This window comes from Afifella sp. H1R (genome assembly GCF_021462425.1).
In the GTDB taxonomy this organism is placed as follows: domain Bacteria; phylum Pseudomonadota; class Alphaproteobacteria; order Rhizobiales; family Afifellaceae; genus Afifella; species Afifella aestuarii.
The window spans coordinates 2295883-2310985 of sequence record NZ_JAKEDY010000001.1; the positions used below are offsets into that span (position 1 = coordinate 2295883).

Here is a 15103-nt window from a genome sequence, read left to right on the forward strand (position 1 = left end):
ACGGCATGAGCGGACGCAACAAGGAAACTCCGACAGACCCGTTCAAGCGGGCTCTGTCGTCCTGTGTGAAGGCGGTGGCCGGCGACCGCGAACTCGAGGTCGTCTTCGCGTCCGATCGGCCGCAGCTTCTCGGCCACCGCGTGCGCCTGCCCGAGCCCGCCCGGCGCATGAGCGCCAAAGACATCGCCATCACCCGAGGGCTCGGCGATGCCATGGCGCTTCGCCTCGCCTGCCATGACGACAAAATGCACCGTCGCTTTGCGCCGCAAGGTGAGCAGGCGCGAGCAATCTTCGATGCCGTGGAACAGGCCCGCTGCGAGGCGATCGGCGCGCGGCGCATGACGGGCGTGCGTGAAAACCTCTCCGCGATGCTGGAGGACAAATACCACCGCGGCCAGTATGAAGAGATCCGCGACCGTGCCGACGCGCCACTGGAAGATGCGCTCGCTCTGCTGATGCGCGAGCGGCTCACCGGTCAGGCGCCGCCGAAAAGCGCGGAAAAGGTCGTCGAGCTGTGGCGCGACTTCATCGAGGAGCGGTCCAGCGCCGAACTCGACCGGCTGTCGCAATCGATTTCCGACCAGAACGCCTTTGCCCGCGCACTCCGCGATCTGCTCGCTTCCCTCGACATGGGCAGCGAGGCGGGTCAGGACGGCGAAAGCGAGGAGGATGACGGCGGAGACGACAGCGACGAGACCTCCGACACGAGCGAAGGAGCGCGCGGCGAAGCCGACGACGACAACGACGCCTCCGCCGAGCCGCAAGAGACGGAGGCTTCCGGCGAGGACGACGACGAGGTCTCCGAGAGCGAGCGCACCGAGCAGACGACCGAAGAGTTTCTGGAGGCTGAGGATTCGGCCGAGACCGACCCCTTTGCCGATGGACGCCGGCCGGACTTTTACGGTCAGAACACCCCGGTCAGCGATTACAACGTCTACACCACAAAACACGACGAGGTGGTGGCCGCGCAGGATCTCTGCCCGCCCGAAGAGCTCGATCGTTTGCGCTCTTATCTCGACAAGCAGCTGGTGAGCCTGGCAGGCGCCGTTGCTCGCCTCGCCAATCGGCTGCAGCGGCGGCTTCTGGCGCAGCAGAACCGTGCCTGGGACTTCGATCTGGAAGAAGGCGTGCTCGATCCCGCAAGACTGTCGCGCGTTGTCACAGATCCGTTCGCCTCTCTGTCTTTCAAACAGGAGCGTGACACGGAATTTCGCGACACCGTGGTGACTTTGCTTCTCGACAATTCCGGCTCCATGCGCGGGCGCCCGATTACGGTTGCCGCGATCTGCGCCGACGTTCTCGCCCGCACGCTCGAACGCTGCGGTGTCCGTGTCGAGATCCTGGGCTTTACGACGAGGGCATGGAAAGGTGGTCAGGCGCGCGAAGAATGGCTGCGCGCCGGCAAGCCGCCGCATCCCGGCCGTCTCAACGATCTCCGCCACATCATCTACAAAAGCGCCGACGCGCCCTGGCGGCGCTCAAGGCGCAATCTCGGACTGATGATGCGCGAAGGGCTGTTGAAGGAGAATATCGACGGCGAGGCGCTCGATTGGGCGCATCAGCGGCTTCTGGCAAGGTCGGAACAGAGGCGCATCATGATGGTGATTTCCGACGGCGCGCCGGTCGACGATTCCACGCTCTCGGTCAATTCCGGCAATTACCTCGAAAAGCATCTCCGCCACGTCATCGACGAGATCGAGAACCGCTCGCCGGTTGAGCTTATGGCGATCGGCATCGGCCACGACGTGACGCGCTATTACAAGCGTGCCGTCACGATCGTGGATGCAGAGGAGCTTGCCGGCGCCATGACGGAAAAGCTCGCGGAGCTGTTTGAAGCAGACATTCCCGGCGTCACGCGGCCCCCGCGAATGCGCCGCAATCGCGCCGCGTAACGCGGCTCAGAGCTTCGAAAACGCCAGAGACAAAAAAAGCGGGCCTCGCCCGCTTGATCCGCATTCTGCCAGAGCCCCGGCCCGATCCGTGTCAGCCGCGCGCGATACCGGTGTGCGGCTGCCACGGCGTCACCATACGGATGAGGAAACCGTAGGGAACGAGCGCCAGAGCCGCGATCAGAAGCTTCACGGAAAAATCGCCGAGCGCCCAGGACACCCAGCGCGGCACCTCGATCAGAGGAATGGCGCCGAAGAGGGGCGCCGTCTCGATCGCGAACGCATCGTTTGCACCGAGAATCCCGAAGACCGCGGCGAAGGCGAGCGAAAAGAAGATCACCGTATCGAGGGCGGAGCCGATAAGGCTCGACACCACAGGCGCGCGCCACCAGCGCCCGGCCCGCAGGTGATGAAAGATACCGACATCCATCATCTGAGCGGCGAGAAAAGCCGAGCCCGAGGCGACCGCGATCCGCGGCGTGGCAAGAACGGTGGAAACGATGACAGCCAGAAGGAAACCGACGAACACGACCCGACGGGCCGCCTGCGGTCCGAAGGTGCGGTTGGTCATATCATTGACGAGGAACGCGAGCGGATAGGTGAACGCGCCCCACGTCAGAAGATCGGCCAGGTTGTAACCGCCGATATGCCCCTGCACCGGGTACTGAACGAGAATGTTCGACGCCACCACGACCGCAGCCATGGCGGCGACCGCGGTCAGAAAACCACGTCTCCGGTGCGTCGGGAAGATGGCCGTCAAATCAGGCCGCAGCCGCGTCGGCGCTGGCCGCCTTCTTGGCGATCTCGCGCTTCAGAAGCTTCGCCTTCGGCGACAGCTCGTCGGCCTGCGCCTTGAGAAGGAAAGCGTCGAGCCCGCCACGATGCTCCACACTGCGCAGAGCGGCAGCAGAGATGCGCATCCGCACAGCGCGCCCGAGCGCATCGCTCATCAGCGACACATTGCACAGATTGGGAAGGAACCGACGCCGGGACTTGTTGTTGGCGTGGCTCACATTGTTGCCGGTCAGGACGGCCTTGCCGGTCAGCTCGCAACGGCGCGCCATGGAGAACCTCATGATCTGATCTGGAGGGCGGACCGTCCTGCGCATGACGCAGCCGGGACGGCACTTCAAGCCCGGTTTTTCGAAAGCGCTCCTATAAGGAGTGTGGCCGCAAGGGTCAAGTCATCAGCCACAGCGGGGCTGGTATAAACCCGAAATACAGGCCCGAAAAAGGCCGGCTTTCGTCCTTAGGCGGAAGACAAGGGTGCCCCGCCACCAAAATGGAGCTTCCGCCAATGCGGCATCCGCACACTCGAAGCGCCTTCTTCCTGCCGATGGTCGCAGGCCTCACCATGCTGGCGGGTGCGGCACTTTCCGCCCCACCGGCTGCCGCGACCACACTGACGGTGCGCTACGGCGCCTCTCTCATGGGTGTCCCGGTCGGCAAGGTGAAGGCCAGTCTGAGCGTCGACAAACGCAGCTATCATGCGGAAGGATACGCGAAGGCAACCGGCTTCAGCCGGCTTTTCTCCGATGCGCGCGTCAATGCCGAAGCCACCGGCACCCTCACGGATGCCCCAGAGGCGCAGAGCTATCATCGCCATTGGGTGGAAGATGGAGAGGCTGAGGATTTGTCGCTCTCCTTCGCCAATGGTCGTGTGAGCGATCTTCGTTTCAAAGCCGACAAGCCTCCCAAAGAATATGCCGATCGCGTGCCGTTGAGACCGGAGCACAAGACAGGTGTGATCGATCCTTTGAGCGCGCTCGTGATGCCGATCGCCGGCCGACGGGGAAAGGACCTGTGCGAAGAACGAACGCCGGTCTTCGAGAACAACAAGCGCTTCGATATCACGATGCGCTTTGCGCGCACCGAGCGTTACAACGGCGGCAGCAAGAGCTATTCCGGCCCGGTCGTCGTCTGTGCCGTTCGCTATGTTCCCATCGCCGGCCATCGCGCGCACAAGAAGAGCGAGCGCTTCATGGCAGCAAACAAGGACATGGAAGTCTGGCTCGCGCCGATCGAGACGGTGGGACTAGCGATCCCCGTAAAGATGCGGGTGCGAACGGAATTGGGCGTTCTCACAGCCACGGCCGACCGCCTCAATGTGCGGTGAATGTCCCGTTTTGAGACGAAATCGTTAAGAAGCGCCTTTGCCCCCTTGATCATTGAGGGCGCATGGCCGCACGGTGGCCCGCAGATCTTGCGCTCTGCGGACGCTATCCCCCATATGTGGAGAGAACGGAAGTTGAACTTGTTGAACCTGCCGATTCGTCGGCGATTCGTTCGTCAAAACGGCCTATGCTTGAACCAGCTGCCGTCCTGCGGCGGGCGGGCGTTTGCTTTTTGCTAACCTTGTTTCAAGGCCCCGACCGCATATGTCACCAGCTCTCGCTAACACGCTTGTGAGCTTCAAGGTCGAGCCCGTGGAACGAATCCTGAATCCGGACGAGTCGTCGATTCGATCCGCTTTTGTTCAAGAGTCGTTCGAGTCGGGCCGGAACCATTAAGTCAAGCCGCGCTCGCGCATTCGAACTCGTCCCAACGGTTTTCGCCATCGCCTGATGAATGTGACATCCGACAATCCACGGCAGTGGAGCGCCCGCAACGTCACAGCGGTGCTCGGCCCCACCAATACCGGCAAGACGCATCTCGCCATCGAGCGCATGCTCGGTCACGAGACCGGCATCATCGGCCTGCCGCTCAGGCTTCTGGCGCGGGAGGTCTATAGCCGCGTCGCGCAGCGCGCCGGCGCCGACAAGGTGGCCCTCGTCACCGGCGAGGAAAAGATCGTCCCGGCGGAACCGCGCTATTGGGTCTCCACCGTGGAGGCGATGCCGCGCAACACGGATGCCGCCTTTGCGGCCATCGACGAGATTCAGCTCGCCGCCGATCTCGAACGCGGTCACGTCTTCACCGACCGAATCCTGTCGCTGCGCGGCAGCCAGGAAACCTTGCTGCTGGGCGCATCGACGATGCGCGGCGTCATCGAAGGCCTTCTGCCGGGCGCGCATATCGTCACACGCCCGCGCATGTCGGTCCTCGCTTATGCTGGGCAGAAGAAGCTGACACGCCTGCCGGAACGCTCCGCGATCGTCGCCTTCTCGGCCGACGAGGTCTATGCGATCGGCGAGCTGATGCGCCGCCAGCGCGGCGGTGCGGCAGCCGTTCTCGGCGCCCTTTCGCCACGCACGCGCAATCGTCAGGTGGAGCTTTATCAATCAGGCGATGTCGATTTTCTGGTCGCCACCGACGCGATCGGCATGGGCCTCAATCTCGATGTCGATCATGTCGCCTTCGCATCGGCCCGCAAGTTCGACGGGTACCAGCACCGCCCCCTGACGGCCGCCGAACTCGGCCAGATCGCCGGGCGCGCCGGGCGTTACATGCGCGACGGGACATTCGGCGTGACGGGGACGGTCTCTCCCTTCGAGCCGCCCCTGGTGGAAGCGCTGGAAAGCCACCGTTTCGAAGGGGTTCGGGTGCTGCAATGGCGCAACGACCGGCTCGATTTCTCGTCCCACGAAGCCCTGCGCGCCTCGCTGGAACAGGCACCGAAGCATCCTTTTTTGACGAAATCGCCGCCAGCGGCGGACCAGGTCGCGCTTGAGCTTCTGGTGCGCGATGACGACATCACCGACCGACTGACGCACCCGAAGGCCGTGGAGCGTTTGTGGGATATCTGCCGGCTGCCTGATTATCGACGCATTGCGCCTGCTCAGCATGCCGGACTGATCGGTTCGATCTTCACTTTTCTTATGGACAAAGGCTCTGTTCCACCCGACTGGCTTGCGCCGCAGGTGAAGCGGGCCGACCGCACCGATGGCGACATCGACACATTGTCGGCGCGCATCGCAGAAATTCGTACGTGGACCTTTGTGGCCAATCAGCCGGACTGGCTTGCCGACCCGACTTATTGGCGCGAAGAGACGAAGCGCGTTGAGGATAGGCTATCTGACGCACTTCACGACAGGCTTACAAAACGCTTTGTCGATCGGCGAACTAGCGTTCTGATGCGCCGGTTGAAGGAGAATACAATGCTTGAGGCCGAGATCACCCCGGGGGGCGACGTGCTGGTGGAGGGCGAGCATGTCGGCACGCTGATCGGCTTTCGCTTCACACCCGACGCCAAGGCGGAGGGGTCGGATGCAAAAACGGTTCGCACAGCGGCAGCGAAGGCGCTGGGCACGGCGGTCGCCGAGCGGGCTGAGCGTCTGTCCCGTTCAGACGATGCGGGATTCTTGCTGACGTCCGGCGCGATCATCCGCTGGCACGGCGAACCCGTGGCGCGTTTGATTGCCGAAGCTGAACCTTTGAAGCCGCGGATCCTGCTCCTTGCTGACGAGCAGCTCACGGGCCCAAGCCGCGAGAAAGTCGAGGCCCGGCTGACCGTCTGGTTGTCCAATCAGATCGGCACGCATCTGAAACCGCTTCTCGAACTGGAAGCCGATGAGAGTCTCTCCGGTCTGGCCCGCGGCATCGCCTATCAGCTGAAGGAAAAGCTCGGCATTCTGGACCGCCGCGACGTGCTCGAAGAAGTCCGCTCGCTCGACCAGGACGCCCGTGCCGGTCTGAGGCGCCACGGCGTCCGCTTCGGCGCCTACCATATTTATCTGCCGATGCTGCTGAAGCCGGCGCCGGCAACTCTGCTGGCGGAGCTCGAAGCTCTGCACAAAGGCCGCGACGACCGCGACAGCATCGCCGAGGTGGCCTCCGTCTCGGCTTCCGGCCGCACCTCCGTCAACGTCGACCCAGAGATCGATCCGGCCATTTACCACCGGTTCGGCTACCGCATCTTCGGGCGTCGCGCCGTGCGCATCGATATTCTCGAGCGATTGGCCGATCTCATCCGTCCCGCCCTCACCTGGCGGCCTGGCCGTGAGATCGAACCGCCCGCAGGCGCGATCGAGGAAGGCGGCGGTTTCACCGTCACGTCCGCGATGACGTCTCTCCTCGGCGCCTCGGGCGAAGATATGGGTGTCATCCTGAACGGCCTCGGCTACCGCGTCGAGCGGCGCCCCTTGCCGCAGACGCCTGCAACGGAAGAGTCAGCTCAAAAAGCGGAAGCCGCCACAGCAGCGGACGGCCAGGACGTGGCCGCGACCGCCGAGGCGGCAGAAACCGAAGCGCCCGTCGCAGCCACCGATGCAGAGGTAGCCGCGCACACAGAATGCGCCGAAGTCGCAGAAGCCCCCCGCGAAGAAACGCCCCTGGAGGGGAGCGAAGTCGCAACCGGGGCAGGATCTGACGCCGGCATGGTCGCCGACGAAGGCGCGGCGAGCCCGCTCGCACCGGAAGACGCAGCACCTGCGCCCGAGACGGAACCCACAGCGGAGCAACTCGCGGAAACGACCGGCGCCACGAATGCGGACGCTTCCTCCGAGGGGACAGGCGAGGCACAGCCCGTGGCCGAAGAACAGCCCGAGACCGAAGAAAAGGCCGAGCCGGCCTTTTTGGAGATCTGGCGCTATGGCGGCATGCCCCGGCGCGAGGAGCGTCGGCCCAGCAAGGCGAAGCGCTCTCCACGCCGAGCCACAGGCCGCGGCGGCGCCCAGAAGCCGGCAACCGAGGGCGGGGAAGCGGCGGCGGCCCCGCACGGCCCGGCCCCGTCCAAACCGCAGCACAAAAAGGGCAAGTTCCGCCACCGCGGCGAGCAGGGGCTACCCAAGCGTCCGCCCCAGCGTCCCCAGAGGCAGGAACGGGAAAAGCGGGCCGATCCCGACAGCCCGTTCGCGGCCCTTGCCGCGCTGAAGGAGAAGCTCGGCTCCTCCGACAAGTAGGAGAGCCGGAAAGGCCGAAAGGGAGCGCGATTGGCGAAAGCGTCGGCGGACGAAGCGGGCACAACAGAGGCGCAGCGGCTCGACCGCTGGCTCTGGCACGCGCGCTTCGTGCGGACACGCTCCGCCGCGCAGAAATTCATCAGCGACGGGCATGCGCGCATCAACCGGCAGAAGGTCGATCAGGCGAGCCGTCTGGTGCGCGTCGGCGACGTTCTCACCCTCGCTCTGCCCGGCGGTGTGAAGGTCGTGGAAGCGCTTGGCTTCAGCGAGCGCCGCGGCTCTTTTTCGGTCGCGACGACGCTTTACCGTGACGTCGGCGCGAGCGTTGAGACCTCCTCCGTTGAAACGGCCCCAGCGCCCGACGATGCGCCTCCGCCCGCCCCCCAGCACCGCCCGAGCCCACGCGAACGGCGAGCGCTCATTGCGATGAAGCGGCGGAACTGACGGGCGCTGCTAACTCTCCGGGCACGCTCATTATTAAAGCGCCTGCGGCTGCATGTCTGGGTTGGCCGCACACCCTTGCACCCTTGCCGAAAAGCCATTAGGCCCCGAACGCAAGCGCTGACGCGGAGTAGAGAATGACCTACGTCGTGACCGACAATTGCATCCGGTGCAAATATACCGATTGCGTCGAGGTGTGCCCGGTCGACTGTTTTTACGAAGGCGAGACGATGCTCGTCATCCACCCTGACGAGTGCATCGATTGCGGTGTGTGCGAGCCGGAATGCCCGGCCGATGCGATCCGCCCCGATACCGAGCCGGGGTTGGAGAAGTGGCTGACGCTCAACGCCGAATACGCGGAGAAATGGCCGAACCTCACCATGAAGCGTGATCCTTTGCCCGACTCCAAGGAACACGATGGCGAGGAAAACAAGCTCGAGAAGTACTTCTCGCCGGAAGCCGGTGAAGGCGACTAAGCCGGCCGCCCAATTCTGCACCTGACGGCGCGGAGGCACCCCGCCCCCGCGCACGTTTGCCGTGCGCGTGCAACAAATCCTTGATTTCTACGCCCTTTTGAACTATGTTCGGAAGATCGGACGTGCTCGTGTTCCGATCTCATAATTCCGGCATGGAATAACGACAGGATGATAGCCGCTGCCAGAGGCAGCGGTAAACTTTGTGTCGTCAGCCCTGTGTCGTCAGAAAGGTCCCCCGCGCAGACTAAAGCGCCCTCGGCACCACGCCCCCGGCGAAGCTGCCTTTTCCGAACTCAGGAGTCGCACGCGTATGACAACAAAGAAGACGTTGAAGCGTCAGGGTTTTCGTACGAACGAGAGCATTGTTTATCCGGCCCACGGCGTCGGCCGCATCGTCGATGTGGAGACGCAGGAAGTTGCCGGAATGAGCCTCGAATTGTTCGTCATCGACTTCGACAAGGATAAGATGACGTTGCGCGTCCCTGTCGCCAAGGCGGCTTCTGTCGGCATGCGCAAGCTTGCTGACGAACCGACCGTCGCCAAGGCCCTGGACACGGTCTGCGGACGCGCCCGCGTCAAGCGCACCATGTGGAGCCGCCGCGCGCAGGAATACGAAGCCAAGATCAATTCCGGCGACCTCATCGCCATTTCGGAGGTCGTTCGCGATCTCTATCGCTCCGAGGCGCAGCCGGAGCCGTCCTATTCCGAGCGCCAGCTCTACGAAGCGGCGATCGATCGGATGGCGCGCGAAGTGGCCGCCGTGGAGAAGACCTCCGAGACGGAAGCACAGCGCAAGATCGAAAAAATGATCGAGGCGAGCCCCAAGCGCAAGCGCGCTCAGGAAGAGGATGAGGCGCGCGAAGAAGCCGCTTAAATCCGGGGCGCGGCCCATTTAGGGCCAAAAACGCTTTTGTGAACAGGGAACCCGACCGGCAGGTCGGGTTTTTCTGTTTCAGCGGAAACAAAACGGTGTTTAGAAGTGTTACAGGGAAGGGACGCAGACGGGCAGAGTTTCACACAGGCGGGAAGGTTGGCATGAACGATTCCAGCAACTCACGACGCCAGATAGTCCGGGCGGCCATGAAGGCCCCCTATCTTGAACGGGACGAAGAGCGCGAACTCGCGGTCGCGTGGAAGGAAAAACGGGACCAGCAGGCACTGCATCGCCTCACCTCGGCCCATATGCGATTGGTCATTTCGATCGCAGCACGCTTCCGGCATTTCGGGCTGTCCATGAACGATCTCATCCAGGAAGGCCATGTCGGGCTCCTGGAAGCTGCGGCTCGCTTTGAGCCCGAACGGGAAGTGCGCTTTTCCACCTACGCGACCTGGTGGATCCGCGCCTCCATTCAGGATCACATCCTGCGCAACTGGTCGATTGTGCGCGGCGGAACCTCGTCGGCGCAGAAATCGCTCTTCTTCAATCTCCGACGTCTCAGAGCTCGCCTCTCCCGCGGCTCCGAGATGATCAATGCACCGGAGATGTACAACGAGATAGCGCAGGCGATCGGCGTGTCCACCAACGATGTTGCCTTGATGGATTCCAGGCTTTCCGGCCCGGATACCTCCCTCAACGCGCCGATCATCGAATCCGACGGATCCAGCGCCGATCGGCAGGATTTCATCGCCTCGGACGCCCCTCTCCAGGACGAGACGGTGGGCAACTATATCGATTCAGAGCGCTGGTCGGGCTGGCTCTATTCGGCCTTGAGTGTGCTGAACGAGCGCGAACTGAAGATCGTCCGCCGACGCCGTCTCGAAGAAGACGGCGCAACACTCGAAGCGTTGGGTCAGGAACTCGGCATTTCCAAAGAGCGCGTGCGCCAGATCGAAAGCCGTGCCTTGGAGAAGCTGCGCACGGCGCTGACGGAAGACAATCGCATCACGCTCGCCTGAAGGGCGCGCGGCGACGAGATGACGGGCGCAGTCGCAAGACTGCGCCCGTTTCGTATTCGGAACGGCCGCAGTCGACAGAGCGATGCCCCGGGCCGTTGCAGGCTTTCAGCGCGCCCCGTCGTCGGATGGCCGTGTCTCCATCGAGGCCGCGGACCCTTCTTCTCCCGTCTCTCGGCCTGACCTGGAGCCGGGAATTGTCCTTGCCCGCCTCGACCCTTCGGGTCTCCGCCCCTTCAGAACGCCGGATTCCAGAATGATCTCGGAAACCTGATGTTCGCGGCGATAGGCCATGACATGCACCCCGGCGACACCCTTGATCTCCCGGATCTGCTGAATGAGCTCGATCGCCAGACGCTTGCCCTCTTCGCCGGGCTTCTCGGCCTTCTCCAGGCGCTCGATGACATGATCAGGGATATGGATGCCAGGGACGTTGGAGCGCATCCAGCGCGCCGCTTTCGCGGAAGCAAGCGGACCGACGCCAGCGAGGATGAACACCTTCTTGTCGAGACCGAGATCGCGCACACGCGCCATGAAGGCCTCGAAGACCGGCATGTCGAAGATATAGTTGGTCTGGATATATTCCGCCCCGGCCTCGATCTTTTTGCGCAACCGCTCCGGGCGCCATTCGAGCGGCGGCACACAGGGGTTTTCCGCCGCTCCTAGGAAGAGATGCGGCGGGCTGCTGATCTTGCGACCCGACAAAAAAGCCCCCTCATCCCGCATCGTCTTGAGCGCCCGCAAGAGCGAGATGGAATCGAGGTCGAAAACCGGCTTCGCCCCGGGCTGATCCCCCACCCCGACGCCGTCCCCGGTCAGGCAGAGGACATTTCTGACCCCCATCGCCGCAGCCCCGAGGACATCGCCCTGGATGGCGATCCGGTTCCGATCCCGGCAGGAGATCTGATAGATCGTGCCATAGCCGGCCCGGGTCAGAAGCGAGCAGATGCCGATCGACGACATATGACAATTGGCGCCGGACGCATCGGTCGCGTTGATGGCATCGACGACCTCCGCAAGAGGCCGCGCCGCCTCGAACACATCCTCCGCATTGGCGGAATCCGGTGGGTTCAATTCGGCCGTCACGGCAAAACGGCCTTGTCGGAGGACGCGCTCCAACCGGCTTCCGGAGGAATGCCCAGGCGGCGGCGCCTCGTAAGCCTGGAATGGATGGGTGAATTCGCTCGACCCGCTCACCGCTGCGCCTCCTGATTGACGGCGCTCGACGGCTCCTCGGCAAGCGGTGCGGAGGCGGGCTCATTGCGCCTGGCGCCGGAAAAGGCGCGGGCGACGATGGCGCGCGCCCTGCTTCGCACCGGCGCGGCCCGCCGTGCAGCCGCTTTCTCGCGCGCCACGCGGAGCCAGGAGGACGAGCCCTTGAGACTGCGATCGACCGGCGGCAGGACCTCTTCGATCCAAGCCCCGTTGCGCATTGTCTGCGCCCCGCTCCAGGCGTCCACCCAGACGCAGCGCATCCATGGCCGCACCTCGCAAAAGCCCCCTGGCCTGACACCGCCGCAGGGGCCATTTCGAAGCTGCTTGGGGCAGTTCATCGGGCAGGACATGCCTGTCGACGACAACACGCACTGGCCGCACATCTCGCAATCGAAGAGGAGGCCTTTGACGTTGCGCTCGACGAAGGCGATCGGACGCTCGACGCGGTCGTAACCGAGCCGAGAGAAGAGCGGGTCAAGTGCCACCATCGTGCCCTCGACCCACTTGTAGAGCCGCTCCAGACCCCTGGAATGGCGCACGGACCATAAGCGCAGCCGGTACATAGGATCCCTGCCCTCCTGCCCCCGAAGCATGACGGCCGAGAGCGCCACGGCGGCTCCGGCTTTCCCTTTGTGCCTGGAATGAGGACGTTGGACTTGGCCGTCCGCGTCACGCAGCGGTTTCGTTTGCGCCGCCTCGGCCGCCGAAGCACGGCCGCCACCGAACGACGAAACACACACGTCCTCCAAAGACTGCACGTGCGAGGAACTCTTCGGCCAGCCACCGCACGCAATTATCCGGCAGCCTCAGGGCGCTCCACATGAGACGCCGAATTCCTCGGTGTCGATCTCACTTTGGACGGCGGCGCTGTAACGCGCACCGCGCACGGTCTTCTCGTTGATCAGGGCATCGAGGCGTGGAAGCGCTCCGGCAGGCAGGACGATATCGCCCGCCTCGGCATTCTCCCGAAGATGCGCCCTCGAGGTCGTGCCCGGGATCGGGATGATGTCGTCGCCCTTGGCGAGAAGCCACGCCAGAGCCACCTGCGCCATCGTGCAGCCGGCGTCGTCGGCAATCTCCTTGAGACCGTCGATGAGCTGCATATTGGCAACGAAATTGGCCCCCTGGAATCTCGGCATGTTGCGGCGCAAATCCCCGGGCTTAAGTTTCGCAGGATCGCGCAGCTGGCCGCTCAAAAGGCCGCGCGCGAGAGGCGAAAAGGCAATAAACGTAATGTCGAGTTGTCGGCAGGCTGCCAGCATGGCGATTTCCGGGTTGCGGGTGAAAAGCGAATACTCGCTTTGAACCGCAGAAATCGGATGCACCGCATGCGCGCGCACCAGAGTGGGCACCGAGACTTCGGACAGACCGATCGCCTTGATCTTCCCTTCCTGGACGAGTTCCGAGAGCGCGCCCACACTCTCTTCAATTGGCACCACCTTGTCCCAACGGTGCAAATAATAGAGATCGATGACATCCGTCTGGAGGCGCTTCAGGCTGTCTTCGCAGGCGCGCTTCAACCTCTCGGGACGATTGTCGATTACACGAGTCCCGTCATCGGCACGGAAGATGCCGCATTTGCTGGCGAGCACAAACTCGTCTCGCCGGCCATTGAGAGCCTCGCCGATCAGCGATTCATTGGCCCCGTATCCGTAGATCACCGCGGTGTCCAGGAGACTATATCCACACTCCAGGGCTTGATTGAGGAGACGTTCAGCATCCGCGCGCGCCAACGGCGTCCCGTAGGCGTGCGAAATGCTCATACAGCCAAGACCAACGGCCGATACGGAATAGCGCCCAAGCTTTCTCTGCTGCATACGCAGATGATCCTTTGGCTAATCAATTCTCGCAGACAACAAGATAAACGATTTTTGTTTCATTATGCAGGCAGCAAATCCCAAACTATATTTTTTTAGATGTCCGACGGACGAGACACGACGAACTTGAGACACCGACACCACGGCAATTCTCACGACCGCGCGGACCCTGCCTGCTGCAACCGAAGAGGATATATAAACCCAGGGTCGTAGCTCGACCATGAGTCTATTGTCGCAGAGAGCTCGCTCCGCGAGATGAATGGTCGATCATTTCTATTAAAAATAAGGATGATAGCCGAAGCCCAGGCACGATGAGGCGGCGCTATCGTATGACACAGGTGGCGCAGCCCGGCCCGATGCACAACCTTTTGGTGCAGACGCGATTCAAGCGAGGCCTGCTCCAGCGCTTCTGCCGTATCGCGGCTGCGGGAGAAACCGGAGGCGTCTGCACGAGCGCTTCGCCGTCGTGCGAGGTGCTTGGAAGCATTGCGTCGAAGGAGATGTCATCTCCGGCGAGCCGGTCAGTCTTCGCGGCGCCAGAGGATTTTCGTGCCGAAGCCGAGACTGTTGTCGGTGTATTTGAGAAAGTCCGCCGCGAGGAGCCAGACCGGAGCCGGCATCTTGCTCGCAACCGGGAAGCGCGCTTCATAAAGCGCCCGCACGGCAACGGCAGAGGCGTCGGGGAGGCACGTCGCCCGTGCGGAGAACTGCACGCCCTTGATGTCCTCGACCTTCTCCGGCTGCCCTGCGACGCAGCCCGCCACCTCGTCTCGTGCCCGCATCATCTCCGCATGGCGGGTCGAGCCATCGGTCAAGATTACGAACGAAGCCGACTGCGGCAGCCAGAGATAGAAGCAGTTCGCAGCCCAGACCTCTTTCCCGTCCGAGCATGCAAGCGCGAGGACGTGGTGCGAAGCGAGAAACGTGTTGATGCGGGGGTCGGGAAGAGCGTCCTCCGCCAGCCGGCCGGGCTCAGCATCCCCGTGTTCGCCGCCTTCCGACATTCAGGCCTCGGCTTGCGGCGTCGGCTCGCCCCAGCGACGAACCTTGTCGTTGTGGAGACCGAGAAGGTCGAGGGCGCGAGCCACACTTTGTTCGACCATATCGTCGAGCGATCGCGGCTTGGCATAAAACGCGGGGACCGGTGGCATGATGATCGCACCGGCTTCCGTCGCCTGGGTCATCGTGCGCAGATGCCCGAGATGCAAAGGCGTCTCGCGGACCATGAGGACGAGGCGCCGGCGATCCTTCAAGACGACGTCGGCGGCGCGGCTCAGAAGCCCTGCCGTAACACCCCAGGCGATTTCGGAAAGGCTGCGGATCGAACACGGCGCCACCAGCATCCCCTCCGTGCGGAAAGAGCCGCTGGCGATTGCCGCGCCGATGTCTTCAGGCTTGTAGACGACATCGGCGCGGGCGTGGACATCGGCCACTTTCAGGTCGGTCTCGTGCGCCAGCGTGATCTGTGCGGACTTGGTCATCACCAGATGCACTTCGACGTCGAGCTCGCGAAGCAGGTCGAGAGCCCGAACCCCGTAAATGACACCGGATGCACCACTGATACCGACGACGAGACGCTTGCGCACGAGGAC

Annotated in this window: 13 protein-coding genes and 1 pseudogene; 7 read left to right on the forward strand and 7 right to left on the reverse strand. The window is 63.3% G+C overall.

The window, feature by feature from the left end:
• Positions 1-5 precede the first annotated feature (5 nt).
• Positions 6-1892 carry a cobaltochelatase subunit CobT gene (gene cobT, locus L0F51_RS10915; RefSeq protein WP_234629156.1) on the forward strand — a complete coding sequence of 629 codons (1887 nt, stop codon included), beginning with the start codon at positions 6-8 and terminating at the stop codon, positions 1890-1892.
• Positions 1893-1983: 91 nt separating this feature from the next.
• Here the strand turns inward: cobT and L0F51_RS10920 are convergent, their stop codons facing one another.
• Positions 1984-2592, reverse strand: a complete 609-nt coding sequence (locus tag L0F51_RS10920) for a VUT family protein (protein ID WP_234629410.1) — start codon at positions 2590-2592, stop codon at positions 1984-1986.
• A 58-nt stretch (positions 2593-2650) separates the two neighbouring features.
• Positions 2651-2953 carry a 50S ribosomal protein L28 gene (gene rpmB, locus L0F51_RS10925; protein WP_092814541.1) on the reverse strand — a complete coding sequence of 101 codons (303 nt, stop codon included), beginning with the start codon at positions 2951-2953 and terminating at the stop codon, positions 2651-2653.
• 233 nt (positions 2954-3186) lie between these two features.
• Between rpmB and L0F51_RS10930 the strand changes: the two genes are divergently transcribed.
• The 6 genes from L0F51_RS10930 to L0F51_RS10955 all read left to right on the forward strand — a co-directional run bounded on the left by L0F51_RS10930 (position 3187) and on the right by L0F51_RS10955 (position 10482).
• Complete coding sequence (locus L0F51_RS10930) at positions 3187-4005, forward strand: DUF3108 domain-containing protein (RefSeq protein ID WP_234629157.1); 819 nt, start codon at positions 3187-3189, stop codon at positions 4003-4005.
• Between the two features lie 448 nt (positions 4006-4453).
• Positions 4454-7669, forward strand: coding sequence for a helicase-related protein (locus tag L0F51_RS10935; RefSeq protein WP_234629158.1), 3216 nt, complete (start codon positions 4454-4456; stop codon positions 7667-7669).
• A gap of 30 nt (positions 7670-7699) precedes the next feature.
• Positions 7700-8113, forward strand: coding sequence for an RNA-binding S4 domain-containing protein (locus tag L0F51_RS10940; RefSeq protein WP_234629159.1), 414 nt, complete (start codon positions 7700-7702; stop codon positions 8111-8113).
• 134 nt (positions 8114-8247) lie between these two features.
• Complete coding sequence (gene fdxA, locus L0F51_RS10945) at positions 8248-8586, forward strand: ferredoxin FdxA (RefSeq protein ID WP_092814553.1); 339 nt, start codon at positions 8248-8250, stop codon at positions 8584-8586.
• Positions 8587-8896: 310 nt separating this feature from the next.
• Positions 8897-9460 carry a CarD family transcriptional regulator gene (locus L0F51_RS10950; RefSeq protein ID WP_128290889.1) on the forward strand — a complete coding sequence of 188 codons (564 nt, stop codon included), beginning with the start codon at positions 8897-8899 and terminating at the stop codon, positions 9458-9460.
• Between the two features lie 161 nt (positions 9461-9621).
• A complete protein-coding gene (locus L0F51_RS10955) occupies positions 9622-10482 on the forward strand; it encodes an RNA polymerase factor sigma-32 (protein ID WP_128290888.1) in 861 nt (286 codons plus the stop codon).
• Positions 10483-10587: 105 nt separating this feature from the next.
• On the opposite strand, the gene L0F51_RS10960 is transcribed toward L0F51_RS10955, so the two are convergent.
• From L0F51_RS10960 to L0F51_RS10980, 5 genes and pseudogenes are all read right to left on the reverse strand, one after another.
• The gene (locus L0F51_RS10960; protein WP_234629160.1) at positions 10588-11676 is read right to left on the reverse strand and encodes a methylenetetrahydrofolate reductase; all 1089 of its coding nucleotides are present in this window, start codon (positions 11674-11676) and stop codon (positions 10588-10590) included.
• A gap of 122 nt (positions 11677-11798) precedes the next feature.
• Positions 11799-12305 (reverse strand): annotated as a pseudogene (locus tag L0F51_RS10965) (methylenetetrahydrofolate reductase C-terminal domain-containing protein); the annotation flags it as partial.
• Between the two features lie 195 nt (positions 12306-12500).
• Positions 12501-13511 (reverse strand): aldo/keto reductase, encoded by a 1011-nt coding sequence (locus tag L0F51_RS10970; protein WP_255701307.1) that lies wholly within the window; start codon positions 13509-13511, stop codon positions 12501-12503.
• A gap of 521 nt (positions 13512-14032) precedes the next feature.
• Positions 14033-14515 carry a pyridoxamine 5'-phosphate oxidase family protein gene (locus tag L0F51_RS10975; RefSeq protein ID WP_234629161.1) on the reverse strand — a complete coding sequence of 161 codons (483 nt, stop codon included), beginning with the start codon at positions 14513-14515 and terminating at the stop codon, positions 14033-14035.
• The gene (locus L0F51_RS10980) at positions 14516-15097 is read right to left on the reverse strand and encodes a UbiX family flavin prenyltransferase (RefSeq protein WP_234629162.1); all 582 of its coding nucleotides are present in this window, start codon (positions 15095-15097) and stop codon (positions 14516-14518) included.
• Positions 15098-15103: the final 6 nt, after the last annotated feature.

What these genes read in the sequence shown, in the direction of transcription:
- fdxA (WP_092814553.1), top strand. Translation starts at nt 8,248, where the DNA reads ATGACCTACGTCGTGACCGACAATTGCATCCGGTGCAAATATACCGAT.
- L0F51_RS10950 (WP_128290889.1), top strand. Translation starts at nt 8,897, where the DNA reads ATGACAACAAAGAAGACGTTGAAGCGTCAGGGTTTTCGTACGAACGAG.
- L0F51_RS10930 (WP_234629157.1), top strand. Translation starts at nt 3,187, where the DNA reads ATGCGGCATCCGCACACTCGAAGCGCCTTCTTCCTGCCGATGGTCGCA.
- cobT (WP_234629156.1), top strand. Translation starts at nt 6, where the DNA reads ATGAGCGGACGCAACAAGGAAACTCCGACAGACCCGTTCAAGCGGGCT.
- L0F51_RS10920 (WP_234629410.1), bottom strand. Translation starts at nt 2,592, where the DNA reads ATGGCTGCGGTCGTGGTGGCGTCGAACATTCTCGTTCAGTACCCGGTG.
- L0F51_RS10970 (WP_255701307.1), bottom strand. Translation starts at nt 13,511, where the DNA reads ATGCAGCAGAGAAAGCTTGGGCGCTATTCCGTATCGGCCGTTGGTCTT.
- L0F51_RS10955 (WP_128290888.1), top strand. Translation starts at nt 9,622, where the DNA reads ATGAACGATTCCAGCAACTCACGACGCCAGATAGTCCGGGCGGCCATG.
- L0F51_RS10975 (WP_234629161.1), bottom strand. Translation starts at nt 14,515, where the DNA reads ATGTCGGAAGGCGGCGAACACGGGGATGCTGAGCCCGGCCGGCTGGCG.
- L0F51_RS10935 (WP_234629158.1), top strand. Translation starts at nt 4,454, where the DNA reads ATGAATGTGACATCCGACAATCCACGGCAGTGGAGCGCCCGCAACGTC.
- rpmB (WP_092814541.1), bottom strand. Translation starts at nt 2,953, where the DNA reads ATGGCGCGCCGTTGCGAGCTGACCGGCAAGGCCGTCCTGACCGGCAAC.